Source organism: Pseudomonas sp. AC016 (assembly GCF_979253365.1).
The window spans coordinates 150,215-176,821 of the sequence record NZ_CEEDCC010000001.1 but is presented as its reverse complement, the minus strand read 5'-3'; the positions used below and the strand labels follow the sequence as shown (position 1 = coordinate 176,821).

24 protein-coding genes and 5 pseudogenes are annotated in these 26,607 nt (G+C 50.8%); 18 read left to right on the top strand and 11 right to left on the bottom strand.

The window, feature by feature from the left end; genetic code table 11:
• Nucleotides 1–921, top strand: a complete 921-nt coding sequence (locus tag AC0IXS_RS00740) for a LysR family transcriptional regulator (protein ID WP_471823439.1) — start codon at nucleotides 1–3, stop codon at nucleotides 919–921.
• Nucleotides 922–971: 50 nt separating this feature from the next.
• Here AC0IXS_RS00740 and AC0IXS_RS00735 read toward each other — a convergent pair whose 3' ends face one another.
• The gene (locus AC0IXS_RS00735; protein WP_471823437.1) at nucleotides 972–1,415 is read right to left on the bottom strand and encodes a winged helix-turn-helix transcriptional regulator; all 444 of its coding nucleotides are present in this window, start codon (nucleotides 1,413–1,415) and stop codon (nucleotides 972–974) included.
• 46 nt (nucleotides 1,416–1,461) lie between these two features.
• Here AC0IXS_RS00735 and AC0IXS_RS00730 point away from each other — a divergent pair, with 46 nt between their 5' ends.
• The 4 genes from AC0IXS_RS00730 (at nucleotide 1,462) to AC0IXS_RS00715 (ending at nucleotide 3,709) form a co-directional block, all read left to right on the top strand.
• Nucleotides 1,462–2,421, top strand: coding sequence for an aromatic alcohol reductase (locus AC0IXS_RS00730; RefSeq protein ID WP_471823435.1), 960 nt, complete (start codon nucleotides 1,462–1,464; stop codon nucleotides 2,419–2,421).
• Nucleotides 2,422–2,532: 111 nt separating this feature from the next.
• Nucleotides 2,533–3,219: an HAD family hydrolase gene (locus AC0IXS_RS00725; RefSeq protein ID WP_137202093.1), complete on the top strand. Its 687-nt coding sequence runs from the start codon at nucleotides 2,533–2,535 to the stop codon at nucleotides 3,217–3,219.
• A 115-nt stretch (nucleotides 3,220–3,334) separates the two neighbouring features.
• A complete protein-coding gene (locus AC0IXS_RS00720; protein WP_471823433.1) occupies nucleotides 3,335–3,499 on the top strand; it encodes a 5'-nucleotidase in 165 nt (54 codons plus the stop codon).
• Nucleotides 3,500–3,508: 9 nt separating this feature from the next.
• Nucleotides 3,509–3,709, top strand: a complete 201-nt coding sequence (locus AC0IXS_RS00715; RefSeq protein ID WP_122668613.1) for an Lrp/AsnC ligand binding domain-containing protein — start codon at nucleotides 3,509–3,511, stop codon at nucleotides 3,707–3,709.
• 42 nt (nucleotides 3,710–3,751) lie between these two features.
• Here AC0IXS_RS00715 and AC0IXS_RS00710 read toward each other — a convergent pair whose 3' ends face one another.
• Nucleotides 3,752–4,651 carry an AraC family transcriptional regulator gene (locus AC0IXS_RS00710; protein WP_057408268.1) on the bottom strand — a complete coding sequence of 300 codons (900 nt, stop codon included), beginning with the start codon at nucleotides 4,649–4,651 and terminating at the stop codon, nucleotides 3,752–3,754.
• Between the two features lie 144 nt (nucleotides 4,652–4,795).
• Between AC0IXS_RS00710 and AC0IXS_RS00705 the strand changes: the two genes are divergently transcribed.
• Both AC0IXS_RS00705 and AC0IXS_RS00700 read left to right on the top strand, forming a co-directional pair.
• Nucleotides 4,796–5,554: an SDR family NAD(P)-dependent oxidoreductase gene (locus AC0IXS_RS00705; protein WP_057408267.1), complete on the top strand. Its 759-nt coding sequence runs from the start codon at nucleotides 4,796–4,798 to the stop codon at nucleotides 5,552–5,554.
• A 43-nt stretch (nucleotides 5,555–5,597) separates the two neighbouring features.
• The gene (locus AC0IXS_RS00700; RefSeq protein ID WP_057408266.1) at nucleotides 5,598–6,293 is read left to right on the top strand and encodes a glutathione S-transferase family protein; all 696 of its coding nucleotides are present in this window, start codon (nucleotides 5,598–5,600) and stop codon (nucleotides 6,291–6,293) included.
• Nucleotides 6,294–6,380: 87 nt separating this feature from the next.
• On the opposite strand, the gene AC0IXS_RS00695 is transcribed toward AC0IXS_RS00700, so the two are convergent.
• Nucleotides 6,381–6,794, bottom strand: coding sequence for a transposase (locus AC0IXS_RS00695; RefSeq protein ID WP_081021666.1), 414 nt, complete (start codon nucleotides 6,792–6,794; stop codon nucleotides 6,381–6,383).
• Between the two features lie 90 nt (nucleotides 6,795–6,884).
• Between AC0IXS_RS00695 and AC0IXS_RS00690 the strand changes: the two are divergent.
• Nucleotides 6,885–7,092: pseudogene (locus tag AC0IXS_RS00690) on the top strand (transposase domain-containing protein); the annotation flags it as partial.
• 512 nt (nucleotides 7,093–7,604) lie between these two features.
• Here AC0IXS_RS00690 and AC0IXS_RS00685 read toward each other — a convergent pair.
• Entirely contained in the window at nucleotides 7,605–8,570 is a 966-nt protein-coding gene (locus AC0IXS_RS00685) for a GlxA family transcriptional regulator (protein WP_137202094.1), read from the bottom strand.
• A 352-nt stretch (nucleotides 8,571–8,922) separates the two neighbouring features.
• On the opposite strand from AC0IXS_RS00685, the gene AC0IXS_RS00680 reads away from it, so the two are divergent.
• From AC0IXS_RS00680 to AC0IXS_RS00645, 8 genes and pseudogenes are all read left to right on the top strand, one after another.
• On the top strand, nucleotides 8,923–9,525 hold the full coding sequence (locus tag AC0IXS_RS00680; protein WP_330803397.1) for a hypothetical protein: 603 nt from the start codon (nucleotides 8,923–8,925) through the stop codon (nucleotides 9,523–9,525).
• Nucleotides 9,526–9,596: 71 nt separating this feature from the next.
• Nucleotides 9,597–10,358, top strand: a pseudogene (locus AC0IXS_RS00675) (MCP four helix bundle domain-containing protein); the annotation flags it as partial.
• On the top strand, nucleotides 10,335–11,216 hold the full coding sequence (locus tag AC0IXS_RS00670; RefSeq protein ID WP_471826173.1) for a methyl-accepting chemotaxis protein: 882 nt from the start codon (nucleotides 10,335–10,337) through the stop codon (nucleotides 11,214–11,216). The pseudogene AC0IXS_RS00675 and the gene AC0IXS_RS00670, both read left to right, overlap by 24 nt.
• Before the next feature lie 697 nt (nucleotides 11,217–11,913).
• The gene (locus tag AC0IXS_RS00665; RefSeq protein ID WP_471823427.1) at nucleotides 11,914–12,906 is read left to right on the top strand and encodes a helix-turn-helix transcriptional regulator; all 993 of its coding nucleotides are present in this window, start codon (nucleotides 11,914–11,916) and stop codon (nucleotides 12,904–12,906) included.
• A gap of 149 nt (nucleotides 12,907–13,055) precedes the next feature.
• Nucleotides 13,056–13,508 (top strand): hypothetical protein, encoded by a 453-nt coding sequence (locus AC0IXS_RS00660; protein WP_330747938.1) that lies wholly within the window; start codon nucleotides 13,056–13,058, stop codon nucleotides 13,506–13,508.
• A gap of 42 nt (nucleotides 13,509–13,550) precedes the next feature.
• On the top strand, nucleotides 13,551–13,967 hold the full coding sequence (locus tag AC0IXS_RS00655) for a hypothetical protein (RefSeq protein WP_137216326.1): 417 nt from the start codon (nucleotides 13,551–13,553) through the stop codon (nucleotides 13,965–13,967).
• A 122-nt stretch (nucleotides 13,968–14,089) separates the two neighbouring features.
• Nucleotides 14,090–14,314 carry a DUF6555 family protein gene (locus tag AC0IXS_RS00650; RefSeq protein WP_137202100.1) on the top strand — a complete coding sequence of 75 codons (225 nt, stop codon included), beginning with the start codon at nucleotides 14,090–14,092 and terminating at the stop codon, nucleotides 14,312–14,314.
• A gap of 604 nt (nucleotides 14,315–14,918) precedes the next feature.
• Nucleotides 14,919–15,693, top strand: a pseudogene (locus AC0IXS_RS00645) (IS5 family transposase); the annotation flags it as partial.
• Nucleotides 15,694–15,698: 5 nt separating this feature from the next.
• Here AC0IXS_RS00645 and AC0IXS_RS00640 read toward each other — a convergent pair.
• The 4 genes and pseudogenes from AC0IXS_RS00640 to AC0IXS_RS00625 all read right to left on the bottom strand — a co-directional run.
• Nucleotides 15,699–16,501, bottom strand: a pseudogene (locus tag AC0IXS_RS00640) (FAD-binding oxidoreductase); the annotation flags it as partial.
• Between the two features lie 127 nt (nucleotides 16,502–16,628).
• Entirely contained in the window at nucleotides 16,629–17,267 is a 639-nt protein-coding gene (locus tag AC0IXS_RS00635) for an RraA family protein (protein ID WP_137202101.1), read from the bottom strand.
• Nucleotides 17,268–17,300: 33 nt separating this feature from the next.
• Complete coding sequence (locus tag AC0IXS_RS00630; RefSeq protein WP_471823424.1) at nucleotides 17,301–18,275, bottom strand: hydroxyacid dehydrogenase; 975 nt, start codon at nucleotides 18,273–18,275, stop codon at nucleotides 17,301–17,303.
• Between the two features lie 10 nt (nucleotides 18,276–18,285).
• Nucleotides 18,286–19,644 carry an MFS transporter gene (locus AC0IXS_RS00625; RefSeq protein ID WP_471823422.1) on the bottom strand — a complete coding sequence of 453 codons (1,359 nt, stop codon included), beginning with the start codon at nucleotides 19,642–19,644 and terminating at the stop codon, nucleotides 18,286–18,288.
• Nucleotides 19,645–19,815: 171 nt separating this feature from the next.
• Here AC0IXS_RS00625 and AC0IXS_RS00620 point away from each other — a divergent pair.
• Together AC0IXS_RS00620 and AC0IXS_RS00615 are read left to right on the top strand one after the other, a co-directional pair.
• A pseudogene (locus AC0IXS_RS00620) lies at nucleotides 19,816–20,007 on the top strand (helix-turn-helix domain-containing protein); the annotation flags it as partial.
• Between the two features lie 69 nt (nucleotides 20,008–20,076).
• Complete coding sequence (locus tag AC0IXS_RS00615) at nucleotides 20,077–21,366, top strand: IclR family transcriptional regulator (protein WP_341540485.1); 1,290 nt, start codon at nucleotides 20,077–20,079, stop codon at nucleotides 21,364–21,366.
• Nucleotides 21,367–22,020: 654 nt separating this feature from the next.
• On the opposite strand, the gene AC0IXS_RS00610 is transcribed toward AC0IXS_RS00615, so the two are convergent.
• The 3 genes from AC0IXS_RS00610 to AC0IXS_RS00600 form a co-directional block, all read right to left on the bottom strand.
• A complete protein-coding gene (locus tag AC0IXS_RS00610; protein ID WP_191954880.1) occupies nucleotides 22,021–22,569 on the bottom strand; it encodes a hypothetical protein in 549 nt (182 codons plus the stop codon).
• 140 nt (nucleotides 22,570–22,709) lie between these two features.
• Complete coding sequence (locus tag AC0IXS_RS00605; protein WP_191954881.1) at nucleotides 22,710–23,180, bottom strand: TraB/TrbI/VirB10 family type IV secretion system protein; 471 nt, start codon at nucleotides 23,178–23,180, stop codon at nucleotides 22,710–22,712.
• A 414-nt stretch (nucleotides 23,181–23,594) separates the two neighbouring features.
• Nucleotides 23,595–26,168, bottom strand: coding sequence for an AAA family ATPase (locus AC0IXS_RS00600; RefSeq protein WP_191954882.1), 2,574 nt, complete (start codon nucleotides 26,166–26,168; stop codon nucleotides 23,595–23,597).
• Between the last annotated feature and the right edge of the window lie 439 nt (nucleotides 26,169–26,607).

Sequence of the window (26,607 nt, the reverse complement as noted above, 5' to 3'; positions counted from 1 at the left end):
ATGCACAATACCTTGCGTCGTCTGGATCTTAATTTGTTGGTCACATTGGACGCGCTCCTGTCCGAGCAAAACGTCACACGGGCGGCGAGGCTGCTCAATCTCGCCCAGCCGACCGTCAGCCTGCAGCTGGGTCGGCTACGGGAAATTCTGGACGATCCGTTATTGCTGCCCGGCCCCCGAGGCATGTCGCCGACCGAGCGTGCACGTGAGCTGCGCGGGCCGCTGCGTGAAGCGCTGATAGCCTTGGAGGGCGCGCTGAGTCCTGGCGCACCGTTCGATCCAGCACTGTCCAGCCAGACGTGGAGGGTTGCTGCCAGTGATTACGCAACGACGGCTTTGATCTGGCCATCGTTGGCGTCGCTCAGGCGTCTGGCCCCCAATACGCGTCTGGCACTGTTGAACAAACATCCCGTCAGCCTCGCCAACGATCTTGAAAGTGGCCAGCTTGACCTGGCACTGCACACCCGCGACGAAGCGCCGCCAAAACTGCGTCAGCGGTCTTTGTTTCACGAACGCTATGTGCTGGCAGGGCGGCGAGATCATCCGGCCTTGGCAACCCGGCTGTCGCTCAAAGCGTTCTGCGGCCTGGAACATGCCGTGATGTCACCCAATGGCGCCGGGTTCGTCGGGAGCACTGATCAGGCGCTGGCCGCCAAAGGCCTGGAGCGACGAGTCGTCTTGTCCGTGCCCAACTTCAACTCGCTTGTCTCGGCATTGGCCCACAGCGATCTGGTTGCGGTGGTGCCAGAAAGGCTGGTGCGAGATGAGCCCGCACTTATCGTCCAAGAGCCTCCACTCGCGATTCCAGGGTTTGAAATGCTCATGTTATGGCCCGAACGACTGCACCGGGATCCCGCTCATATATGGCTACGCGACCTTATCGCCTCGACCCAAACAGCCGCCAACTCAGAGGTTGACTAGAGGGTAGGGGACTCGAAAATTCTGCTGCCTAATCTTCAGCTCAAGATGCGTCACTGATTGTCATAACGTTTGCGCGCCTCGTTGAACCCATCCGACTGTTCGATCACCCACGTCCACAGTGGAATCATCTGCACCAATAAGCCCATTCCCAGCTCAGTCAAAGCGTACTCGACGCGCAGAGGCTTCTCGCCAAAGTCGTGACGAGAGATAAGCCCGTCGCGTTCCAGCTGACGCAGCGTGTGAGTGAGCATACGTTGGGTGACGCCATGCAATCGGCGACGCAGCTCCGCATTGCGCAACGGGCTGGTGACGCCCAGCGCATGCACCACGCCGAGTGACCATCGGTTACCGGAATGACCCAGGATATCGCGCTTGAGACCATCCTCATCATCGGAAAGCGCGCGACACGCATCCTGCGAAAGCCGCACGATTTCCTGAGCATCAAGACCACTCGGTATCACGGATGTACCTACTTTTTGCGCATCAAAGTCCATGACAAGATCCCTGGCCTCACGTTAAGTACGACAAAAGAGGCTTACCATGCAGGCTGCTATTTCAAACGTCAAACAACGCATTCTGGTATTAGGGGCCGGCGAGCTGGGACTTGCCGTACTGCAAGGACTGGCCGCCCGTTCAACCGAATCGATGAGCATCAGCGTGCTGCTGCGTCAGGCCACGGTGCATAGCTCGAACAAGGCAAAACAACAGGAAATCGACACCATCAGGACGCTGGGCGTGGCCATCGAGACAGCCGATATCGCCGACGCCTCCGTGGAAGAACTTGCTGCTGTGTTCGGACGCTTCGACACGGTGATCAGTTGCGTAGGATTTGCAGCGGGCCGTGGGACCCAGCACAAACTGACCGAAGTCGCACTGATGTCGGGAGTGAAACGCTATATTCCGTGGCAGTTCGGCGTCGACTACGACGTGATTGGCCGTGGCAGCCCTCAGGATCTGTTTGACGAGCAACTGGATGTTCGCGACCTGCTGCGTGCCCAATCCCGGACCGAGTGGGTGATTATTTCCACCGGCATGTTCACCAGTTTCCTGTTCGATCCAGCGTTCGGAGTCGTTGACCTGTCCGCCGGAAAGGTCAACGCGCTGGGCAGTTTGGAAACCATGGTGACCGTGACGACACCCGAAGACATAGGCGCACTCACCGCCGCCATCGTGCTGCACAGCCCGCGCCTGATAAACCAGGTCGTATACACCGCTGGCGACACACTCAGCTACGGTGCTTTGGCTGACCTGGTTGAACGAGTCATCGGACGGAAAGTCGAGCGCCGGGAGCTTGGCGTGCAGCAGTTGATGGCCGATCTTGCAGAGGAGCCTGATGATAATTTACGGAAATACCGGGCGGTGTTTGCCATGGGTCGGGGTGTTGCTTGGGATGTGGCGGGGACGTTTAATGCGGTGCAGGGGTTGTCTGTGATGAGTGCGGAGCGTTGGGCGCGATCAAATCTTGGTCGTGGTAGAGAAGGGCACACGCACGTTGAGTAGCCTGGCGGGCGTCAGACTTCTATAGTCCGACGCGTTCCGATCGGCTGAGTTGTACGAGTGTTTTGCGCTTGCGACAGAGGGAATTGCGACTTGAGCCATAGTGGAGAGCAAATGCTTCCTAAAGCGGTTTTATTCGATCTTGATAACACTCTGACTAACCGGGCGCTCAGTATTGAACGGTATGTGAAGTGCTTTTTGAAAGACTTTGGCCTCGTCGTCCACGCTGACAGTCAGGCTATCGTCCGGTTGATCAGCCAAGTAGATAATGGAGGCTATTTAAAAGCGGGTTCGGCATTTTCCTCTATCCGCCAGGCAGTTGGGCACGTTTTGGCTCATGAGCTGGCGTGGAGCGTGGCGCAGACACCGCAGACTTTAAGCGATCACTGGCAGATTCACTTTCCACGTTCAGCAGTGGCGATGTCAGGCAGCGAGCTTTTGGTTGAGAAGCTATCACGTCGAGACATCAGGATTGCCATTGTCTCCAACGGCGCGGAGTCCTCCCGCCAGAGTACTGTTGCCTGCTTGCCATTTGCTTCGCATATCGATGCGATTTTTAGCTCTGAAAAGGTTGGGACCACCAAGCCGGCATCCGCGATTTTTCTGGCAGCGGCAGAGCATTTGCAAGTAAGGCCCGAAGAATGCTGGTTTGTGGGCGATCATCCTGTTAACGACTACCTGGGCGCTTGCTCAGCAGGAATGCGCGCAGTGTGGTTACGGGGATTTCATGAATGGCCGCAGGAGATGGGCGGCGCACCAGTCTCGATTTCCTCACTTAACGAGATGGTCGGGTTGCTGTAGAACGCACGGCATTTGAGCTGAGTTGGTGCGACGTCCCTAGGACTTTGCAGGGCAGCGATGGCAAGTCAACCGGTGGTAGAGTGCAGGAAGTAAGTATCGTTATAGGGAGCAGTGAATGCCTGAGGAATTAGACGGCCGGCTGGTTATTGGTGTGGCTTCCAGTGCTGTTTTTGATTTGCTTGAATCCGACGCCATCTTCAAAAGCGAAGGTGAGGAAAAAATATCGCAAGTTCCAAGAGTTAACCTCAGTCACTACGTGATGGATGGCAGATCCATATAGCCGTTTTGGATGAGCTCGTTCACTGATGCGCCTCAGACTACAACGCTGATTGGTCGAAGTTGTAAGGTGTTCAAGGTCAGAGCTCGTGATACTCAAACACTGGAGGCGCTACTCGGCATAATTCATGGAATAGAAGGCATTGAGGCGACGCGTAGCAGTATTGCGCTCTCTACCTATCTTGAAAGAGGTCCGTCACCGATGGCGGATTAAGCGCCTATTTGCCCTTAAAAAATCCATAGACAAGTCTGCGGTTTACGCCCTTGCTGGAGTGCCGATCGCCTGCCGTATCTCACGCACGTCGCGCGCAGGCGATGCGCCGAATTGCCGTGAATATTCGCGTGTGAACTGTGATGCGCTTTCATAGCCGACAGCGAATGCCACGTCAGACGCACGATGCTCGCCGGCCAGCAAGAGCTGGCGAGCTTCCTGTAACCTGAGCTGTTTCTGATATTGGATGGGACTGAGGCCTGTCATCGACATAAAATGGCGATGCAGGCTCGCCCGACTCATGCCGCTGGCATTGCACAACGCATCGATGCGAAGTCGGGCATTGTAATTGTCGCGGATCCAGGCAACGGCTAGCCGGATGCTGCCCAGTGCGCCATCGGGTTGGGCGATTTGACGTAGCAGTCGTCCTTGGGGACCCTGCAAGAGACGATAGAGCAATTCCCGTTCGACCATGGGACCGAGAATCGGGATATCGGCTGGCGTGTCGAGCAATGAAAGTAAACGCAGCAAGGTGTCTCGGAGCGAGGCACTCATCGGGTTAATCGCGATGCCAATCCCGTTTTGTTCGATCTCGCGAACCACCGGCATGTTCGTCGCCAGTTCCGCCAGTATGGCCGGATCCAGTACGAGCGATACCGCAACGTAGGGCTGTCCCCCTTCCGCATCAAGAATCTGTCCGATCAATGGCAGGTCCAGGGCACTGATGAGATATTGTTCACAGTCATAGCTCAGAAGATTATCGTTAATAGCAACGCGCTTCGATCCTTGCAGGATGAAACAGATCATCGACCGATACAGACATGGCGCCTTATCTGAAGAACCTTGGCCTACGCAGATGTCTACACGCGGAATCCGTGTGGTAGTCATACCCGGTGGCGCATGCCGCAGGGCTATATCAAGATGTTGTGCAAGATCGTTGTTCATGTGCCGATTATGCCTACGTCCCACCACCGCGCAATATGATTGATACAATCAGGCAAAAAATTGAGTTTATTAGGCGTGGGTTGCAGACCGGATATTGCCTATCTTGATCAGGTCAAGAACGCGCCTAATCAAGTAGAGAAACCCATGACTAATCAGATCGCACTCATCACTGGCGCCAGCCGTGGCCTTGGCCGTAACATGGCCCTTCACCTGGCCAAGCGCGGCGTCCACATCATCGGCACCTACCGCAGCGGCGCGGCAGAAGTGGAATCGCTGCAGCAGGAAATCGAGGCGCAGGGCGGTAAGGCCGCTATGCTGCCGCTCGACATCACCGATACTGCCAGCTATCAGGCTTTTTCAAACGCACTTACTGATACGCTGAAAACTCACTTCGGCCGCGAGCGCTTCGACTTCCTCGTCAACAATGCTGGCAATGGCCTCTTTTCGAACTTTATTGACGCGACCGAAGACCAGTTTGCCTCACTGGTCGCCACGCACCTTCGCGGCCCGATTTTCTTGACTCAGAAGCTGCTACCGCTCGTGGAAGACGGCGGTCGTATCCTGAACGTTTCCTCCGGCTTCGTGCGTTTTACCCTGCCGGGGTACAGCATTTACGCGGCGGTTAAGGCCGCAGTTGAAGTGCTGACCCGTTACATGGCCGTAGAGCTGGGTTCGCGCCAAATTCGGGTGAATGCGATTGCCCCCGGCGCCATCGCAACCGATTTTGGCGGTGGTGCGGTGCGCGACAACAAGGATGTGAACGCCTACGTGGCACAGGGCATCGCGCTGGGCCGGGTCGGTCTACCGGACGACATCGGCGGTGCGGTTGCCGCGATCTTGTCCGATGACATGGCCTGGGCTAACGGGACGACTTTTGACATCTCGGGCGGGCAGTTGCTGTAACAAAAGCCGCATTCATTAGATCCCAGCCCATCGAGAAACCATCATGCCGCACGCTCAACTTACGCTCATCAGCCATCCGTTGTGCCCGTTCGTTCAGCGAGCGGCCATCGTGTTGCTTGAAAAGAATGTGCCTTTTGAGAGGGTCGACGTTGACCTCTCCGCCAAGCCAGATTGGTTCCTGGCGCTTTCGCCGACGGGAAAAGTGCCGTTGCTCAAAGTAGAACTGCCGGATAGGGCACACGCGATACTCTTCGAGAGCATGGCCATTTGCGAATACCTCAATGAAACGCAGGGCGGTGCCAGTCTTTATTCCAACGACGCGCTAGTCCGCGCGCAACAGCGCGCCTGGGTAGAGTTTGGCGGCGCGGCGCTCGCCGATGCCTGGCAGTTCCTCAACGCCAAAGATCTCGCGATGGCTGACAGCAAGAAAGCTGCCTTTCGAGATAAGTTGCAACGGCTCGAGGACAAGCTTGATTACGTGCCCTATTTTTCAGGATCGGCGTTCGGCATGGTGGATGCTGTGTTTACCCCTGTCTTTCGCTACTTCGATTTGTTGAGCCCAGTCGTCTCCCAGCCGATCTTCGAAAACCTTGCACGCGTGTCAGCCTGGCGCGAGTCACTGGCAAACAGGCCAAGTGTCATCTCCGCCGTGGGAGATGATTACGCCATTCGATTTCAACGATACCTTGTAGAGCAGCAGGTCATACTCTCAGAGTCATGTGTTACCAACGTGCAGTGACGCTTGTCTGAAAAATTACATTCGATCACAGAAGCCTAGGTTTAGAGGGGCGTACCAACTGTTTGTAAATTTTTTAGCATGTAGTGGTCAACTGATCTCGGACACGACGTTAAGTTTTTTCTCGTACTGAGCGGGTGCCAGTCCATCATTGAACTGGTGTGGCCGAACCCAGTTGTAGCGATGCATCAGATAATGACTGATATCCCGCTGTGCCTCTTGGGCCGTCATGTAGCCCACGGCGGTTTTCAAGCTGCGGAATACACGCTCCATCGGCGAGTTGTCGTAGCAATTACCTCGGCGACTCATGCTCTGGCGCATGCGGTATCGCCAAAGCCGCTGGCGAAACTGTCGGCTCCCATATTGGGAGCCCTGGCGACGCAGCGCAGACTCGACCACCCCTAGCGAGCGGGAGGCCTCAATGTGGCTATAGCCCTGATCGAGCACGAGGCCTGCGGCCTCACGTTTGAATTCAGCAGAGAAGGTACGGCGTTGTTTGGTCATCAGACACCTCTATATCTGGCGATATTCTCGCCTAAATGAGTGTCCGGAATCATTAGACCACTACAGGGGGACCTGATGCAGACCAGAATGGCACTCGTGCGCTCAAACTGGTTATTTCCTGGATCGCTGCGCAGCGATAAGCGGGGGGCGGGCTGCGGCCATCATGAGTTTGATCCAATCGGCGCGCATGAACGGGCATGATCCGCATGCCTATCTCAAGGATGTGCTGAAGCGATTGCCGACGCAGCGGGCCAGTGAGATCGCACAATTGCTGCCGCATCAGTGGGTTCCGTCCTGATTACCCCAAGAAAAGCTGTAAGCGCACTTAGGCTTCAGTGAGTTTTTTCCGAAGAAAGCTCTCATGTATTCGAACTGATCGAGGAGTCTGACGTAATAGTCGGTCCAGCGTGGGGCGGTCAATTGGCAGGCTGCATCCGCGTAACTAGCGACGGCGCGTCAGTCCGCCCGGTTATGTTTGGGCTCATTTTTCCTTAGAGATGTCGGGCTGCTTGATGGCAAGGAGTCGACCACCCACTGGTGCGCCCGAAAAGAGTTTGCGTGACGATTCTATGTAGCACGAGGTTCTATAAAATCATCACCTCACCGGGTACCGTGGCGGCAACCGATTATTGCCTCCGCTTGATACAACAGCGTCTTGGCGCTGATGTAGCGAACCGCACCGCGAAAATGGTCATAACGCTACCGCACAGGCAATGCGGGCAAGCGCAATATGTTGAACATCCTGATGCCTTGCGTACCTAGGCAAATCGTATACATTAGGCTTACGGACTCAGTCATAAGAGAAACGCCTCACGCCAGGGTGGATCTGAAGCTAGCCTTATACTGAGTCGGGGTGATACCGAAAACCCTAACAAAAATTCTAATTAGATTTGCCTCATCACCCAATCCAGTTATTGAGGCTACTTCCTTAAGTGGCTTATGAGATTTGACCAGCAAGCGGCGAACAGCTTCTAGGCGTAGCATCTCCACCATCTTCGTTGGGGTTTGGCCCATAGTGGCCTTGTACTTGCGCATTAAGGTGCGCTCACTCATGTTCATATAGTTTGCGAGAACCGGAACAGTGATTTCGCGACTCAAATTATCATTCACCCAAGCATGGAGATCCGAAAATTCACCGCTCTTTGTTTGTAACTCCAAAGTAGAACTGAACTGACTTTGGTCCCCTGGTCTTTTTAAAAAAACGACTAAATGTTTGGCTATCTGTAACGCTGCCGAATGTCCCAAATCATTTTCAATAATTGAAAGGCACAAATCTATTCCCGATGTAATTCCACCAGAGCTCCAGACATTCCCATCGCTGACAAATATAGGACCTTTCTCAACAATTATGTCAGGATAACTCTCCTCCAATCTTTCGTACTCTGACCAATGAGTTGTAGCGCGACGCCCCTTGAGCTTACCAGTCGCCGCTAGGGCGAAAGCTCCAGTACAAACGCTAATGATTCGTTCGGCTTTATTTACATAGTTCAAAAAAAGGGGGTTAAATGCTGGATGGTCACGAAAGTCGTAGACACCAGGTCCGCCTGGTATGACTAGCGTGTGTGGCGAAGGTGTGTGCTGATCTAAGATCGACGTAGTGATGGAAGAACCTGGCAGGATGGAAGAATTGCCAGACAGCGCTACTAAGTCAAGCGTGTAAGGGGCAGCTAGCGACTTGGAGAAATGGTTAGCTGTACGGAAGACTTCAAGCGGCCCCGCCAAATCCAGCATGTTTAGGTCAGAATAGACCAAGAAATGCACAGTTCTTGTATTCATATGAAATCCAAAAATTCTTATGCTTTTTAGGGCAGATCGCGACTCCCTAAAAGTCCGCTAATCACCCAAACGAATCGCTCCCGCTGCCATCGCCCATTCACAAGTGCACTGGCAGAAAAAGCTAATATCTTGTCATACCCGTTTGACGAATGTCATATTATGATCGACCTACAAATAACTTAGGTCAATAGCAGCCCGACATTCGGTACGTCGGCACGTCGGCACGTCGGCACATCTAGGCTATGCATACTCATGTGCTGAGGTCTCCAGCGCCAGACCACGAGCACAAGACGCAGATTGCGTTGGAACCGTAAGAAACTAGAGCAATAACTCAGTAGCGAAAAAGGGTGACATGTCTCAGCTCACAGCTACTGCTGTATTTTATGCAAATCAAAATATTACACATTTTAAAAAAATCACGGTCTTCAGAATATCTGATATGACACAAGTATTTCTGATAGTGCTCAGAAGTTCGGTGAAAAAAATGACTTACCCCAAAGAAATCAATTGGTCTGAAGCAGCAAGCTTAGTTGATATGAAAATCTGGAATATGATAGCGGATATTAACTCCATAGTGCATATGCTTAATCAGCTCGACAAGATTTTTTGTACAGCCAGGAAAATTTTAGCTGATGCTACAAATGCTGAAAAAGAGAACCAGGCTCAAAATATAGTTTCATTACCTGAGCGTTTGATTCGTCTAGAGGTGATGAAGTTGAACCAGGCAATGGACGACTTAAAAAAGACGATTAAAAAAATTATAACAGCAAGCCTTAACACAGTGAGCAATTATTTATCAGAAATCGCAGGAGCTGATAAGGACCATTTAAACCCGTCACAAAAAATAGAATCTAACAAGAATGCGCGAAAAATCTTGAAGGCTGTATTAACAATGGAATTATTAGCCCGTGAGATTTTTGATACAGAGACAAGCCTAAATAGATTACTACAGTGATGCACGTACAAGGCATGGAGCTAAACTTGTATTTTCGAACTTCATAACCCTTGATAAACCCCGGAACAACTATGAAAAATCTAAGCATAACCCTAAAAATAGCCTTATCGTTCAGCGTTGTGACGATTTTACTAATAATCCTTGGAATATTTTCTTACACTCAGCTGAACCATTTGCGAAACGCTGGGCTGGAGTTGGAGCAAAATGCGCTGCCGAGCACGCAGATCATTGACGACATGCAAATCGACTTGCTCCATGCACGTCTAGAAAGCATCCGAATGCTTGCTAACACCGACGTAGCAGTAAAAAATGGTGCTGAAAATAAAGTTAGAAATGCGATAAAAAATCTGCAGTCTAACAGCTTATTTTACGAAAAGAATCTGATATCGGGACCTCAAGATAAAAGTCAATTTGAAGACGCTAAACTAGCAATGTCTCCTTTTATTGATGGCTTGGAGCGCCTCATAGCACTGGATTTATCAGAGCATGAAAATGCTTTGGCATTCGCAAATACGTTGCAAGCTGAAAATGCTTCAAAGTTCCAGGAAAAGCTAAGTATCATACGAAAATTTAATGCAGCTCAAGCCGAGGCATTGGGCATCGACGCGGCGCAAGTTTACGACAGAAGCATAATCGTACTCTCGGTTGTGGTAATAACTGTCATAATCATCACGATAATACTTGCGATAGCGCTCACCAGCAGCATCATCAAGCCAATTAATTCATCATTAGTTTTGGCAGAGGAAATTTCCAAAGGTGATTTAACCCGTCAACTTGTCGTTACAGGTTCAGACGAAATATCCAAATTGATGCACGCATTAAATCTTATGTCGAAAAACCTACAATTAACTGTTCAAGAAATATCTGGAGCTTCGCTGCAGCTAAGTTCAGCGGCTGTCGAGATGACTTCGATCACCGAGACAGCTGATAAGTTGCTACAACAGCAAAATAACGAAATTGAACAGGCTGCAACTGCAGTGAATGAAATGACTTCTGCTGTTGAAGATGTGGCACGCAATGCGAACTCAACATCAAGGGCAGCTCAAGAATCTAGCGAATCTGCTAAGTTAGGCAATCAGCGCGTTAGTGAGACATTGGTTGCTATGGACAAATTAACCAAATTAGTTGAGACCTCCTCTGATGAAGTTTTGGCTTTGGCAGGGAGAGCTGACGACATCAGCAAGGTGCTCGGAGTGATAAGGAGTATAGCTGAGCAAACAAATCTGTTAGCACTGAATGCGGCGATCGAAGCGGCACGGGCTGGTGAGCAGGGTAGGGGGTTTGCGGTCGTCGCTGATGAAGTCCGAGCCTTGGCCCATCGCACCCATGTTTCGACTCTTGAAATAGAGCAGATGATATCTGCGATACAGAGCGGTTCAGCCACCACGGTAGAATCGATTAGAAAAAGCACCGAAGAAGTATACAACACCCAAAAAACCGCTCTGAGTTCGGGTGAATCCTTGAAACAGATAACTGAGTCCGTATCTGAAATTAATGAGCGTAACTTACAAATCGCCACAGCATCAGAACAACAAGCACATGTAGCGAGGGAAGTTGATAAAAGCTTAATGAGTATTAGATCTTTGTCCGTCCAAAGCAGCGAAGGTACCAGCCAAACATTACTTGCTAGCAATGATCTGTCTAGACTAGCAGATGGACTCAATAATTTAGTTCTAAAATTCAAGATCTAAAGCAAAAACAAGCAACTCTTAAGAGTTTTGAATACTCTCTTAATCATCAAATAAACGAATACAGCACTGAACGGCTGCTTTGACGGGTAGTGGCATGGACGCCACGGATCAATGAGAGTTTTTTTAGATTTGCTGAAAATCAGTTATATACACTGCATCCGAATCCTCAATACGCAATCTAACCAAACAATTCTAACTTAAGCTTCTCATAACTTGAGGTTAATTGTTGCGCCGCCTGTAGCCATTGAGGATCGTTAAGTGAAACCCCAATGCATACTTGCTGCATCAAACAAGTATTTGCCTCATCCAATGAAATCAACAATAGATGAAGTCTGTATCTCTTGTTCTCATCGCTTTTCATTCTGCCGCTCCAACCAGATTAAACCGTATTAAAAACCATGCCCATGTTCGGGTATGCCAGAGGATAAAAATAGCTCCGTACTGTTACAATATTGAAATCAGCAGGTCCCATAAAAAAATATCCAGGCTTTCAAGATAACACACTTTAAAATTTGATATAGTATAACCTAATGAAAATTTCACTCTCTTCGTTTTTTGACATCTAATTTCGCTTTCTAGTGTGGGTTGTTCAACGTTTTTTTTTCGTTTAACAGAACGCTGCCCATGCTCATTTACTGTTACCGAATAGCAGTCACGCCTGCGAAGTCCATAATTCTTTTGTTGATTAGGGTTTTCTATGAAAAACATATCCGTGTCTAATGTGTCCTTTGATAATGAAGAGCTTCTATGGGACTACTACAACAACTGCGGCTTATCTCCTGCGCTGAAGTTTTCAGGTGCTTACTCTCTAGATTATCGGAAAACAACTTATGACATTGACGACATGTACATATGCTCCACTTCAAGCTCATCCGGTTGGGGGTTCGAGAAACAGCAGAGTACCGATGTGTATTTCTTAAGCTTCACGCACCTTGGACAGTCGACATGGGAAATGAACAAGCAAGGTATCGTAACTGCATCACGAGAGTTGTGTATCATTGATAGCTCCAGACTTGTGCAAGGGCAATTTTCTTCTAACACAAAAACCGAGACGATTATGATTGACGCAAACCAGCTGAGAAGGGAGCTGGAGGCTATACAGGGTTTCAGTTGTGTTCAAAGACTTGAATTTTTGCCAATGCTGCCTGGAGATAGAAATGTTTGGCATAATTTAGATTCAATCATCAAATGTATCAAGAATAACATTTCAACTCGTCCTGAATGCTGCTCGCCAATTTCCATAGGGTATATGAAGCAAGCGATACTATCACTGATTATCGAATCGATACCACATAACTATTCACACTATGGTAAGCGTAGCGACGTTTCGTTGCCCAAGCATATATGCAAAGCTATAGATTACATGCATGCCTATGCAGGTGACAACATCTCTATCGGCGACGTTTCATCTTATGCATGCACTAGCATCAGAAATCTTCAACTGGGTTTCAAGAATGCCAAAGGGGTAAGTCCTATGCAATACCTCAGGGAGTTACGACTACAAGGAGCTTACGAAGACATGGTGAACGAGGAAGAAACTACCAGTTGGCAAGATATTGCACTGAGATGGGGTTTTTCAGACACAAGCCTTTTTGCACGATATTACAAAAACAAACACGGAATAACTCCCTTCCAAGCTCGATATAAAGCTGTGGGTAAACAGAACCAGATATCTCCTCAAAAGCGTTGAGAGTTGTTGCTGAAAATAAAAAATAGTAAAAAAACGTAATAAGTTTCAAAAAAGCGTATATTTTATTCAAAAGCTAGCGATTTTGAATTGTGTAGGATACGCTTCCAGAAATTAAATCTTGAAACTGGCATTGTATGAATGATTTGAATATGGCCGTCGAGGATTACATTTATAAAGTAGAGCGTGCCATAGCATGCGCTAATCAAATGATTGCAGGGCATGCTTCAAATCGAATCAAGCTTATTGAGCTTAACCAGGCTGTCGCTAGTATTTCGGCGATATCTAAAGAAATTGCAAGTGATGAGGAGCACTATTTTGTTCTTCAATCGGCGCTCTCAAGTTTGAATGTATCACTTTTGGATTTAAATACCGTAGCGAATGAGGCTATTCAGACCTTGTCGGGTCATCTAGGTCGATCCTTTGATGAATTAAGAGCATCCAGCGAAGATCTGAGCAGGTTTTCCAATCACGAGCTTGATGCTTTTAAACCTCTCTTGAAGAAATATCAGATGACAGTAGACAGTGTTTGCATAAGATTGATTAATGATTGCGTTACAGATTCCTCACTGTTAAGGATTTTAAGATCATCAAAATCAGTATGAAATTTGACGCAATATTTTTGCATTGAGTCGGAGTAGAGGAAATTGTTGAAATCGGTCCCAGATGAATCAGGCGCAGAATACGAAGCGGCTACCGCGTTGTTACTAGAAAGCCGGACTTTACAATTCACATTTCAGATGACTACAGGACTCTTATTCATCCCAATACCTGTCCCAGATTTTGAAGAAAAATCCCTGCCCGATGTCCAAGAGTTAATTACTTTTAACGTTGACGACTCCATCGAATTATCAAAAAATATTCTGGAAAAACTAGAAGCACATAACGTTAAGATAGGAGAGTTCTTACAAAAGGTTGCTTCCATTGGATCTTCGAAGATGATGTGGACCTCAGAATGCCATAATTCAGTAATCGATGCGCTCAATAACCATGTCTGTATCAACAAATCTAATATTGAAATACTTAAGCGTTATCAAAAATCAGTTGACCGATTATCTCGATGATTAGCTTGGAAGACGACATGTTTAAAAGCGACGATAATTACGCTGACTTTCGCGCTCAATATAGTTCCCCGTAATTCATTTCATTAAAGCTTATAAAGCATTACAGATTATGGACTTTACCCATGGCCGAATTTGCACATTTTAAAATTGACTACCTGATACATGGCCGATTCAAAACTTTTTACATATGTGCTAAAACTATGGACGATCTTAAGTCATGGCACTGGGCTGCAATAGATGCTGGTTTCAGTTCAATCCCCAAGTATCGTATTGATAAAACCCCCGCCCTCACTAAAGAACAAGCTGAAAGTTTAGGTATTTCTGATGTGCAATGGACTATAGCATAGCTGGTGTTTTGCAGCGTGCTACAAAACAGTATGTCTCATAGCATAGTTTTTTTTAAAAAGGTGTCCGGTTCCATCTCCTCGACTACCGGTCCGACAAGGTGTGGAGCACCGCAATGAAAGCTAGCCGAGGTTTTTGAAGCCTATCACGCTTGCCACAATAGTCTTATTTTACATGTCAATGCCATACGGCAATGTCGAAGTCGAAGTCGAAGTCGAAGTCGAAGTCGAAGTCGAAGTCGAAGTCGAAACCATACTGCACTTTTCTGCGTCCCCATCTATATTCAATCTTTGAGATCTCGCAGTTCGTGCCAAAGTTAGAGCAGCAATCGGTCGGGAGTCAGCAGTACAAAAAAATGCACGACTTTTGGCAGTTCGCTTGATCGAACGCTTTTTTCATCCAGAAATCTTTGACTACCGTAATCTTCAATCGGTTCTTGAGGCTAGGTCACACAGTCTCCGCCCTATTGCAAGCCGGCAATCAAGCCTGAAGTAGTGGAAGTTTATTAGGTGTTGTACGAAAAGTCGGTACGGTTAGAGTAGCCGCCATGATTGAATGGGGGCTCGCATGGCAAAGCGTTACGAGATCTCCGACGCATCATGAGAGTTGTTCAAGGATCTGGTTTCTCCCGAGCGGAACATGGTTCGACCCCGCAGCGATGATCGTCTGGTACTGCACGCAATCCTTTGGATTCTGTGCTTGGGCGCTGCGTGGCGTGATCTGCAGGAACGCTTCGGGCTTTAATTGACGGTGTATCAGCGTTTTCGTGACTGACGCGCTGACGGTACCTTCCACCGGATACTGGAACATTTGCACATTCGACTTAACCAGGAAGGACTGATTGATCTGGACACCTGGATGATCGGCTCCACGGCGATACGTGTAACCCGAGCTTCTTCAAGCGATGGGAAAGAGGTGGGCCTGAAGAGCCGCTAGACCATTCTTTGGCGCGCAGTGGGGGCTGGCAACCAAGGTCTATATGGTTTGTGTCGACAATGGCGCTCCCTTGCGCTTCATCCTTTCGGCGGGACAAGCCAACGATATTGCCATCGTCCAGCCACTGCTGGATCAGACGCGAATTTCCGGTAAGCCTGGGCGACCAAGCAAACGTAGTCGCTGGTTACTGGCTGACACCTGCGTCATCACCGCGACCGTTACCGAATGCAGCCTGTAATCCCGCTGCGCCCATGCCACGAAAACCCAGACCTGGCTTGCCCCGATTTTTTGTTCGTCCAAAGTCTCGACAGCGCGACATCATTGAGCGGATGTTTGGCTAGCTAAAGGGGAACTGCAGATTAGGAACTCGCTACGACAAGCTGGCGACAAGTTTTCGGTGATGGTCACGCTGGCCTGCAGCCTACGCTGTATACGGCAGTATTTTTTTCGTACAAAACCTAGAGATCCTTCGGAGCCGCACAGCAAACTGGTTAGGTCGAACCGGTCACCTGCTCGCGCAGATGGACCAGGTCGTAGCCGGTGAGGCAACGGTTCAGTTTAGGCAAGGTGCGCTCAATCGGATCGGCCTAATCTTCCGCAATGCTTATAACGCATCGATAGACCTTACCAATCCGATCCTGACGCGCAGCCTTTTTCGCTAGGGCGGTTTTATCCTCCAAGGAGCTGCGGAGTAGCTCACTGCCAAGCAAAACCGTAGAAAGCTCCAGCACGTGGTTACGGGTATTGCCGTATGTACAACTTGCTTGGCCGCTGGCATCGGTGTTGGTGCCGCCAATCGTTGCTCGATTGGAGATGGAGAGTTCCGGCGCGAAAAACAGTCCTTATGGTTCCGGCGCGGCATTCAACTGATCCTTGAAAGAACCACTCTGAACGCGCACCCAGCGCTCTTCAGCATTGATTTCAAGAATGCTATTCATGTGACGTGACAGGTCGACGACGATCCCATAGGTCAACGACTGTCCATTGGTTCCCGTTCCGGCGCATCGAGGTGTCAGGACGCCAGCTCTATGCTCCGGATCAGCCGCAAGTTTCGCGGGAGCCTCGACGTCAGCATCTATGGGGAACACGACTGCTCGAGGTACGCGCTGATAAATCGAGTTGTGAGTTGCAAGTACCGTCCGCTGGCCACAGCTAGAGGCGACTTCTACTCGGAAGGATGCATTGGCGAGCTGCTTCAGAAAATCGTCGTTGTTCACGCTTTGACTTTTGGAAGGTAGGAACCGTGCGATCATGACAAACCTCCAACCGGCATGCGGCTGCTTTGACCCGCCTTAAAGCACATACGCTCGTGATGGTCAGTTGAATGTTTTGGCATTACAAGGGAGGCTGATTAACGCTCCCATCAATAGATGCGAGCGCTCAGCGAATGCTCGCGCGGACCTTTTCTCTGAAATTGTTTTCGATTCCATCCTGGATTTTCAGCTTTTCAGCGAGTGATGGAACCAGGTGGCGGCTGATGACAATGATTCCGTCTCTGTCCCCCAAAATCGCGTCCCCCGGATTGCAAACCACATTGCCGCAAGCGACAGGCGCACCGACTTGGCCTGGGCCGTATTTGGACGGGCCGGCTGGATTTACAGCGCGGGCGTAAGTAGGTAAACCCATGACACTCAACTCTTCGATGTCGCGGACGGCCCCATCGATCACCACTGCTGCGACTTGGCGTGCCAGGCATACCTCGCCCAAAAGATCACCAAATACGGCACGGTTTATTTCACCGTTGCCGTTGATTACGAGCACGTCACCGGGTTTCGCGTCATCTAAAGCTCTGTGTATTGCCAGATTGTCACCTTCCCAAGTCAGGACCGGCAGTACCGTTCCGTAGAATGAAGCTTTACCTGCAACATGGTGGATAGCGGACGCCATCATTCCCAAACGCTGCAATACATCGCCGATTAGTGCGACCGGGTAATGCGCTATCTCTTCAATTTCTTCAAGGGACGCGCGTTCCCAATCTTCGCTCACGGTGATGCTTTCATCAGATACATTGATAAACATGGTGACCTCGGTGTGAATCCGTTTAAAGCGCTGTTAGTTGAACGTCTTGGTTACGGGCTTGTTGACTGGATGCACCGGCGTCTCACCGCACAAGACTGCAGAAATTGCCTCAACAGCGCTCATACCAACTCGCAGTAATGATTCATTGGTTTGACCTGCAACGTGAGGGGTGACAAGAAGGTTTGGCAGGCCTGAAATAGGGAACGTGTTGCAGCTGAACGGATTGATCATGTCGGTGTTTTCCGCAGCCAGCACATCCACACCTGCACCACCCAGCTTGCCGCTGCGAAGCGCATCGGCAACCGCCGCTTCATCGATTACTCCACCACGGCTGGTGTTGATCAAGATCGCACCTGTTTTCATTTTCTCGATTTCAGCCCAACCAATAAGGTTCTCAGTGTCTGGCTGCAGAGGCACGTGGAGGCTCACCACGTCCGCTTTTGCCAACAGGGTATCGAGGTCTACCAAACGTTTATCAAAGCTTGAGTCATAAGCAGGATCACTCGCTAGAACCTTCATACCGAAAGCTTCAGCAACAGGTGCAACATGCCGACCAATGTCGCCGAAACCGATCAAACCAAGGGTTCGACCCTCGAGTTCGATTCCAGTGAGGGATAGTCGATCGGCTGCCCAAATACTGCTGCGTGTTTGATCGGTAGCCATTTGAATCTTGCGGCTGATACCGAGCAACAGAGCGAACACATGCTCCACAACACTTCTTCTGTTAGCGCCTGGCGTGTTGGTTACCCACACACCCAGTTCGGCAGCCGCTCTGTAGTCAACGTTGTCGTAACCGGCGCCGTGTCGGGCAACAATTCGCAGTTTTGGCGACTCAGCGAGCATCTCTGCAGAGATATGGCCACCGCGCAGAAATACGGCATCTACCTGCTGCTGAACGTCGGCATAAGACACCGCATCCGGGCCATAGCCGAGCCTAACCTCACCTAAAGGAGAAAGAGCTTTCAGTACATCTGGATGGATTGGGCTTGTCACATAAATCAAAGGCATGATCGTCACCTTATGAGAATTGGTGGGTGTTTTCGTCATCGCCCGCCGCAGGCGCGTTTTTACGAACGGTGGAGATAACGATCAGTCCTAAGAGACCTGATGCACATAGAATGAATGCAGGTGTGGACTGGTTTCCGGTTGCTCCGATTAACCATGTCGCCAGGAACGGGCCTGAGCCTCCGCCGATAACCGCGCCAACGCTGTGGCCGAAGGCAACGCCGGTATGGCGGATATGCATAGGAAAGAACTCCGGCATCACCGAGTAAGTGCCCGCTTGGCAGAGCGCGTACGTGATCATGCCTAGAGCTAGACCTGCCATTGCTAGGTTTACCGAGCCTTGCTGCATCAGGATGAAAGACGGTATCGACACTACGGCATAGGCTAAGTACGAGTAACGCAGGATGGACTTTCCGCCGCGATAAGATCCGAGTTGGCCGGCGAGAGGAATCAGGAATGCAGCAAGAATTACGGCCATTAGAACGATGGTGGATGCTTCACCTTTCGAGAACCCCAGAATCGAACTGAAGTAGGCCGCGATGAATACGGTTCCGATGTAGGTGCCTATGTTCTGAACCATCGCAATCATGATGACTTTGACTAAAGGCTTGCGGTAGTCACGAATCAACTCGGCGAAAGGCTGGCTTTTCTTGACCTCAGCATCGTGTTTCTTGGACGCGAATTCCGGGCTGTCTTCAATACTCAGACGCATGTAAAGACCAATAATCCCAAGTGGCAAAGCCAGCAGGAACGGAATACGCCAGCCCCAGGACAGCATATCCGGATCGGTGAGGGTAGCTGCCGCCAAACCCGCAATCGCAGCTGCCAAGCCTTTACCGAACTGAGCAATCGAGGGCAGGAAGGAGATGTACAACGCGCGGCGTTTAGGCGGAGCCCACTCGCGAATGTAGCTTGCAGCCCCACCAATTTCGCCACCGGCGGAGAAGCCCTGCAGCATGCGTAATACGACCAGAAGTATCGGCGCCCAGACGCCGATTTGGGCATAGCCGGGCAACAGGCCGATCAGCGTGGCAGCACCCCCCATCAAGGTGATGCTGGCGATTAGACTGAAACGTCTGCCTACCTTGTCGCCGAGCCAGCCGAAGGCAATAGCGCCAAGTGGCCTCACCAGAAACGCAGAGCCAAACACCAGGAAAGTGTTTAGCAGGCCTGTCGTCGCATCATCTGAAGGAAAGAAAACCATAGCGAGCGTTGCAGCTACATACCCGTAGACGCTGAAGTCGTAATACTCGACAAAGGTTCCGAATACGGCGGCCCTCGTGGCCCTCGTGGCCTTCTTGGCTTTCCTCGTCTGCTCCGTTTCTTCAACAGTCTGAACGACAGGCTCGGCCATAACGTTATTGTTGTTCATGGGCACCTCGGGTTATCGGACATCGGCCGCATTCAAAAAATGGGACAGCGTCCTGCTTTTGTTTTGTCTAGATTCTAGAACCCCGACGCGCTTGTCAACAGCTAGGTGCGATTTGCGGTTGGGCCGCTTTTGCCCCCAGAATGGGAGCCCCGAACCTCGATTTGTCTAAAGATGGCTCAGTCAGAACGCTCTATTACCGCCTCTACGCCCGCACAGCCTGCATCGAGCCATACCAGGCTGATGGAGGTAGTAGACGCCCTTGTCAGGAGAGCGGGGGGGGAGCCGTGGGGGGTTCGAGAGCTAGCGGCAGAGCTTTCAGAGAGTCGCAGTACCGTTAACCGGATTCTGGTCTCTTTGGTTGAAATAGGCCTGGCGAGTGAGCTTGGAGTTGGTAAGTACAGCGTAGGGCCCAGAATCGACGTCTTGACGAAAGTGCTCAGCGATTCAAGCGTGCTTCTTGGTAGGAATAGTGAATTGCTCGGCGAGCTCGCTGATGCTTCAAAGTGCACAGTACTTGTCTCAGTTTACTGCCCCCAAAGTCGCGGCTATTTTATCGCTGCGTGTAGCGAAGCTAATGCAACGCTTACCTTCCGACCTCAACTAGGAGTCGTGTATCCGATTACATTTGGGGACATTGGCAGGCATTTTTCTAAATTCCTCGACACCAATATTCCACCTTTAAGCCCACGAAATGAGAAGGGTGATGTACATTACATTTCCCGAACGAATGATGCCCTAGGACAATTATCGGAGCCTGAGTTCCCCAGCGCTTTGTCCATCCACGTAGGGAGTGCAGCGAATGGACTTATCGTATCAGTCTCGCTCCACTCTGCTGGTAATGCCTACTCCAAGCTGCGACAACAGTTCGATGCAGATGTGCTGCGAGTCATCGAAGCTGTACTGGCTGACATTGAGTCGAGGATTTTCCAAAATCTGCAGACTGATCCCTGCATTTCTACGAAAGGTGAAAAGTCTACTGTTAACCGTCTTGAGAGACTTCTCATGCTTGCCTGTGTCTTTCCAAACGGCTTAATGGCTTCACCTGACTTGAACGATCACCTTCTTTGTAATGCGGCGACGGCTAAACGACTTATCCAGTCCGGCGTTGAGGCTGAACTGGTCGGTTTTTTTGAGAATACTTTATTCCCAGGCCCGAGGCTCTTCCAGTGGGCGGCAAAGATGAGCTCCGCCCAACGAAATCTCGCTGACATCACCAAGAAGATTTTGTCTTCATTGGTTCAAGAAACTGGTGAGACTATTGCGCTTCTATCATTTGATGAGGTGACTGGAAAAGCAGAATTTCTTGACGTAATACAGGGGTGGAGGCCTATTCAATACAAGCTTGAAGTAAATGTGGACGTCCCTCTCTACGCAGGTGCTGCCGGTAAGGCTGTATTGGCTCACTGCGATCCCCATTTCGTTGAAAACCTTGAACTTTTAAGGATTACCGACGCCACCATTACGTGCCGCAATGCACTTGAGGAGGATCTTTTAACCATTAAGAATCGAGGATGGGCAACTGGTGAGGGGGAACGTGTGCTAGGAGCTTTTGGTTTAGCAGTACCTTTCTTTGTTGATGGTAAAATTCGAGGTTCTATCTCAGCGACGATTCCTCAATACCGCAAGGATGAGCGCGACTTATCGACACTCATCAACCTAATGCGGGAAGCGACAGGCAAGATTGAGCGTTTATTGTCTTGGGGACTAAAGGCTGAGCAGTGAATTACCGTATTCTACTATTGAGCTATATGATACTCAGCACTTTAGTTCTTCTGATCCCACATTATGTCTGAAGATTGCCCAAGCGCTTCAAGGTAGCCGGCGCTGTTCCTGTCACTAGCGTCGGTAGTGAACGTAGCTCGAAAACTATTTGTTTTGAGGGCAGACGGGCGGGAGGTTTAGAAAGGCTCAAGTTGTGAGTCTGCGCCGTGCTCCATCCAAATCCATCCTCGAAATCCAATTCTGATATTTTTCACGGTTCCAGAAGCGCCTGCTGGCCGCAAGCCTTGAAATACTTGTTGATGATGCTTGCAAACCGTCCCTTGGGCTCAACGACCAAGGTTTTTTTACAGACGTTGCAAACAGCAGCATTGTCCCGCAACGGACAGGGACACCGTCACCTGACGCAAGTCGTAATGCGGTGATGGGTAGTTCGATGCCAGTATCTTCAGCCATCCTTGAAAGACTCCGTCAGCTTTAACTCCCTGCCTGGACAGTACAGCATTTGAGCCACGACAGGTGCCCATCGGTACAGTACTCTACGGATACTTCAGTGCTGGGTCATTGAGAAAACAGATCAGTAAATCTTGAAGTGCCATCGACTCTTCCTCAGCCAGCTCGAAAGGCTCGCATTCTTCGATGTAGTACGTGCATCGCTCATAACCGTAATCCAGCATTTCGGAGCTTAAGCTTTCCTTTTTTAAAATACACTTTCCCACGACTTGATGGGGCGAGCTCGCTGAGCAGGTCGTTGATATCCGGGCCGGTAAGCGCGTAGCAGGCGTCATTTATCTTGAAGTGAAGATGATCCCCTTTCCATTCCATTGCAGAGAATTTGTCTCGCGAAGTACTGCCCACAAACCCGAATGGACGTAGCAGCGTGTTTGCACGATGGAAGCTCTCGTAAAGCTCGGATAATGCAGGCAGTCCGGAAGGGTCGGAGTGCACAATTTTGTTGCGAAAAGCTTTGAGCGCTTTGGCCTCTAGCAAAAATTTCGGCCAAAAGTCAGGAAGTTCAGGGTGCATTGGGTATTTATGTAACTCATTTCGGATCAGGTTACCGAGCCCGACATCCTTAGGCCATTCTCCGGTATGGAGCTCAATGTAGCCTTTAACGGTTTTTTCAAACTCAATCGCTTCGAAGCGAACATCGTCGACTGAGGGCCCTTGGCTGCCGGGCAGATCCTGGTAGTCATCACTCATCATGAAGTTTGGCTGCGTGGAATGACGCCTCTCTCGTTGGAGCCATCTGAATATGCTGAACAAAATGAGGCCTATGGTTTGTCAGTTGTGGATGGTATTCCAGCTTCAACAGCAGCGTCCTAAGGACGCTGTGGACTGCCGCATCAATGAGGAAGGCGAAGGTCATTGCTCAATATCGCGCCGGCGAGGGACGCTGGTCGAAACTCCTTTAGTCCTCGATCCCCTAGAGGAGATGTAGCTGGCAACGGAGGTTGGAGGGTGTAAGTCCCACCAGTGCTGACAAGTTTGATCTCAGTCCAAAGGACGTCATGGCGACCGTTGACTACGTTTACCTCATGCCCGAACAGGCGGCTCCCTTTATGGATGGCCACGTTGTTGAAATGGTCGTATACATCCTGGTAGACCATCCCCGAGACGAAGTTCGAGTCGAGGCTCTCAAGCGCAACACCTATAAAAGTGCCCATGCTGAGTTCATATGGCTCCGGGGTGTAGATCCTAGCCATTGCAGGTGCCTCTTCGCCATGGACCGTTTGAACTGCGTTAAGTGCGAACGAGGCAAGAACCATCGTCGCTGCGGCCAGTGTGTCGGACAGCGTTTTTTTGAAATTCATCATCTGTAGGCAAGCCTTTAGTGTCGAGTGTGTAATTTTTAAATTCATTGTTGCCATTCGCAACTGATCGCAGTCCCTCGCTTAACGGCAGATTAAGTCGATGGTGGGGCGCTTGGTAGGGCCGGGGGCCTTCACCCGCACACGGGATCACCGATCTACGGAGACGGCCGCATTCGCCTAGACCGAGCATTGCGAACCATAGGGCAGTGTCGGATGTGGTAAGCATTTCGGGAATGCTGGATCGTCCTTGATGAGTACCTCGAAATTTCGGACAGTTCAAAGCCTACGGCTTGAATTATTTGGAATTATGACTCAGCGATAATTATTGTGGCAGTGTCGGCATGGCCTTCATGAACAGCCCGCGAGAGGAATCTGCCATCGGCACATTCCCACGCAGGGCCTTCACAGGCTTTACAACTATGCTGCCTCAGCGCGGCGCTTGGTCAAGCTGTCACGCCAGGCTTTGAGGGCCTCCAAGTCCTGTCGCAGCTCTAGTTCATCCGGAATGAAAATAGGAATTTCGCTGGACTGGCTGTGCTCATAGCAGCTGTATTTAGTCATCATTGTATCGATCAGCTTGCAGTCCTCCGGCAGGATGCCCTGGATAGCGTGCAGACGATTATCGGTAGTAATGCTACGCCGGTGGCGGAGCACGACCTTATTGAGCAAGTCCTCTTCCACCGATCGCTCTATGAGCTTACGAAATTCACTGCAGATACCCTGAGCGAGCATGCGGTAAGCCGCAGCACCACCAGCCTCACCGGCCTTGCGAGCGGTATCCAGCTTGGTGATTAGCAGGTTGTTGGCTTTTTTGGTGTTGGCATTCCAAACATCTTGGTCGGCCGGGTGCCCAGCAACCCCAGCGTACGCCTCAATGCACATAGGCTGGTGGTGATCTGACTTCCATTTATCGCCCTCTTTGCGGGCTAGGTCTTCCAGAATTCCGTAAAGGGACAATCGGTGTGTCAGCACAATCACTTGCCTGGTTTTGGCAAGCTGAACGAGACGACATGCTACAAACCACTCGAAATCGTGGTCGAGGGAAGAAATAGGGTCATCGAACACGAAAGGGGCCGCGCCTGGTTTGTCACAGACGTCGGCGAGGAAAGCCGCAAGGGAAATGATGCGACGCTCCCCGTCACTCAGTACACTGTCGGGCATGGCGCGACCGTTTTGGGCGCCTTTAAGTTTGAGCTGATGCAGAACTTTGGCGTTGCGGGTTCTGGTTTTGACCAACTCGACTTGTATCCGGGTTGCACCGAGCGCGAGAAGTTCGCGATTGAAGCGCTCAACGTACGCTTCGGTGACGACGGCCTGGGTCACTTCTGCTGATTTCATCGATATCGCCCGAGAACCAGCCAACGCCTTCCAGGAGTCATAATCTTTCAACGTGCGCAGGCGGTCGACCTCGACACCGATGGCGGCTGCCTGCTCGGCAATCCACTTCTTCGCTTCCAAGGCGAGCTTTTGGTTCGAGGCCAGGGCCCTATCAAAAACCAAGGCATCCTGGTCGTACTGGGCAGCAGTTGCTTCCAGTTGATCTCGATACTCGGAAAGCTTCTCAACAGCATCATCAACTGGCGGGATGGGGGTCGCAGCTTGATTGGTTTCATGAGCAATCAGGGCATTTGTGGCAGAAAGCGCTTGTCGCCAGAAACCTTTGAGGTAATTCCACCACGCCTCGTCGGTCACGCCAGCAGCCTGACATTGAGTCTGCAGATCCTGCTCAGCAGTGATACCTGGCAAGTTATCAAGGCCTTTTTTATACAGAGCTTCAGCGGCCTTGGCATCTGACTCAAGCTTGCTGTGCACGAAGGACTCGAAGTCCTTCAAGCGCTGCTGGGCGTCTTCAGACAGCTCTTGATGGCAGAGCACGCAACGCGCATCGGTTGTCGCGGGAAAGGCAATGTCCGGATAAGGCGTTGCAGAATAGATCCTGGCAGCTTCCCACATAGCGCGCCATGTTCCGGTACCGACGCCGTCAAGCTCAGCTGACTTTACCTTGGCACCTTCCACAGCGATCTGGCGTTTCGAGACCGCTTCCTGCTTGAGTTGACGCAAAGCCAGCACATTGTCGGCTCCAAAAGCCGTCGAAGCTTGCTGGAGAGCAGTGATGATTTTCTGAAGCTCGGTTTTGGTACGTCGTTTCTGTAGGGCCAGGGCAGAAGGGTCTTCGGTCTTGAGTCGCTCCACGAGCTCCAGCAGCCGGCGTTCATCTTCGGCCGCCCAGCGCAAGGCGGCTGCAACTTCGGCCGCGGACAGTTTGCCAAGCTCGCCATAGAGCTTTTTAGACGGGGTGGTACCATAACTCGGCGGGAGTGCGGGTAATGTGCTCACCAGCTTGTCTTGCTCGGAATCCAGAATTTGCCGAACCATTTCGACCGCAGAGGCAAGCTTTTCAAAAAGCCCGATTATAGGAGGGATGTAGGTAGCAGCACTCTCAGCAGTCAGGTAATGGCTTGCTTCGTCACTGTCGAAGATGTCGATGCCTCGCAGTTTATCCACGGGGGCACCACCTGCGCTCCACTCATGAAGGCTCTCGATGCCGTTGAGTAGGGAGGTGATACCGCATTTACTGTGAGCAGGAGTTGCTTTGAAAACATTGGTCTTGAGGTCTATCGCTCTAGGCTTGCCCGACACCTTCTTGAGAATGCGGGTATAGCTCGATTTCCCGGAACCGTTGTGGCCGTAGATGACGGTGAGGTTCGCGTTGCCAAACTCAAGCGGGACACGGGGTTCCAGATTTTCGATCCCGACAACCTCCGAGATCCGAACCAGCCGTAATTCATCTTGCGCCTTGGGCTTGCTAGTTAACTCCACGAAAACACGGTGCTTGGTAGGTTTTTGGCCGGCTGGCGTCTTGAGGATGGCCACCAGTGCTGTGATGTCCGCTGGACTCAGCTCTCCATTTTTCAGAAGCCTGTCAGCGGCCTCTTGTAGCCAGTCATTTTGCTTGAGCAGCCATGCACGAATTTCTGCCTGAACGTCCACTGTATTCCCTCCTTGATGGTAGATCGTAGCAAAAAGCTATCAGAGCATTCTGTGCACTTCTAGGCCATTTAAGGAAATACTTTCACAGGCACGGGAAAAGGGGCAGGGGCTAAGAGCTTCAGGAGGTGGTACCTTCAAAAGCGGGACTGAACATCACTCGTAGTAGAAGTCGTTGACATTTCAAGGGCGGAACAGGGTGGTACCTGACGCAACTATCCGTTGCAGGGCATCGGCGCCGTTGAAAGGTGGGCGCCGGCCTGTGTGGTAATAATGCTAAGGGGTCGACCGAACAGAGAGCTAGCGAGCAGGAGCACTCGGCTGTGCGGATAGCGTGGGGCTGCGTCCGATTAGGTGATGAAATTCCTGCACGGCAAATGATCCCAGGGTGGGAGATCAGGGCATCTCCATCTGCGCAGTTCAGCCCATGTCACGCATGCCA

Coding starts and splice junctions, on each gene's coding strand:
- AC0IXS_RS00740 (WP_471823439.1), top strand. CDS start 1: ATGCACAATACCTTGCGTCGTCTGGATCTTAATTTGTTGGTCACATTG.
- AC0IXS_RS00735 (WP_471823437.1), bottom strand. CDS start 1,415: ATGGACTTTGATGCGCAAAAAGTAGGTACATCCGTGATACCGAGTGGT.
- AC0IXS_RS00730 (WP_471823435.1), top strand. CDS start 1,462: ATGCAGGCTGCTATTTCAAACGTCAAACAACGCATTCTGGTATTAGGG.
- AC0IXS_RS00725 (WP_137202093.1), top strand. CDS start 2,533: ATGCTTCCTAAAGCGGTTTTATTCGATCTTGATAACACTCTGACTAAC.
- AC0IXS_RS00720 (WP_471823433.1), top strand. CDS start 3,335: ATGCCTGAGGAATTAGACGGCCGGCTGGTTATTGGTGTGGCTTCCAGT.
- AC0IXS_RS00715 (WP_122668613.1), top strand. CDS start 3,509: ATGAGCTCGTTCACTGATGCGCCTCAGACTACAACGCTGATTGGTCGA.
- AC0IXS_RS00710 (WP_057408268.1), bottom strand. CDS start 4,651: ATGAACAACGATCTTGCACAACATCTTGATATAGCCCTGCGGCATGCG.
- AC0IXS_RS00705 (WP_057408267.1), top strand. CDS start 4,796: ATGACTAATCAGATCGCACTCATCACTGGCGCCAGCCGTGGCCTTGGC.
- AC0IXS_RS00700 (WP_057408266.1), top strand. CDS start 5,598: ATGCCGCACGCTCAACTTACGCTCATCAGCCATCCGTTGTGCCCGTTC.
- AC0IXS_RS00695 (WP_081021666.1), bottom strand. CDS start 6,794: ATGACCAAACAACGCCGTACCTTCTCTGCTGAATTCAAACGTGAGGCC.
- AC0IXS_RS00685 (WP_137202094.1), bottom strand. CDS start 8,570: ATGAATACAAGAACTGTGCATTTCTTGGTCTATTCTGACCTAAACATG.
- AC0IXS_RS00680 (WP_330803397.1), top strand. CDS start 8,923: ATGTCTCAGCTCACAGCTACTGCTGTATTTTATGCAAATCAAAATATT.
- AC0IXS_RS00670 (WP_471826173.1), top strand. CDS start 10,335: ATGCACGCATTAAATCTTATGTCGAAAAACCTACAATTAACTGTTCAA.
- AC0IXS_RS00665 (WP_471823427.1), top strand. CDS start 11,914: ATGAAAAACATATCCGTGTCTAATGTGTCCTTTGATAATGAAGAGCTT.
- AC0IXS_RS00660 (WP_330747938.1), top strand. CDS start 13,056: ATGGCCGTCGAGGATTACATTTATAAAGTAGAGCGTGCCATAGCATGC.
- AC0IXS_RS00650 (WP_137202100.1), top strand. CDS start 14,090: ATGGCCGAATTTGCACATTTTAAAATTGACTACCTGATACATGGCCGA.
- AC0IXS_RS00635 (WP_137202101.1), bottom strand. CDS start 17,267: ATGTTTATCAATGTATCTGATGAAAGCATCACCGTGAGCGAAGATTGG.
- AC0IXS_RS00630 (WP_471823424.1), bottom strand. CDS start 18,275: ATGCCTTTGATTTATGTGACAAGCCCAATCCATCCAGATGTACTGAAA.
- AC0IXS_RS00625 (WP_471823422.1), bottom strand. CDS start 19,644: ATGAACAACAATAACGTTATGGCCGAGCCTGTCGTTCAGACTGTTGAA.
- AC0IXS_RS00610 (WP_191954880.1), bottom strand. CDS start 22,569: ATGATGAGTGATGACTACCAGGATCTGCCCGGCAGCCAAGGGCCCTCA.
- AC0IXS_RS00605 (WP_191954881.1), bottom strand. CDS start 23,180: ATGATGAATTTCAAAAAAACGCTGTCCGACACACTGGCCGCAGCGACG.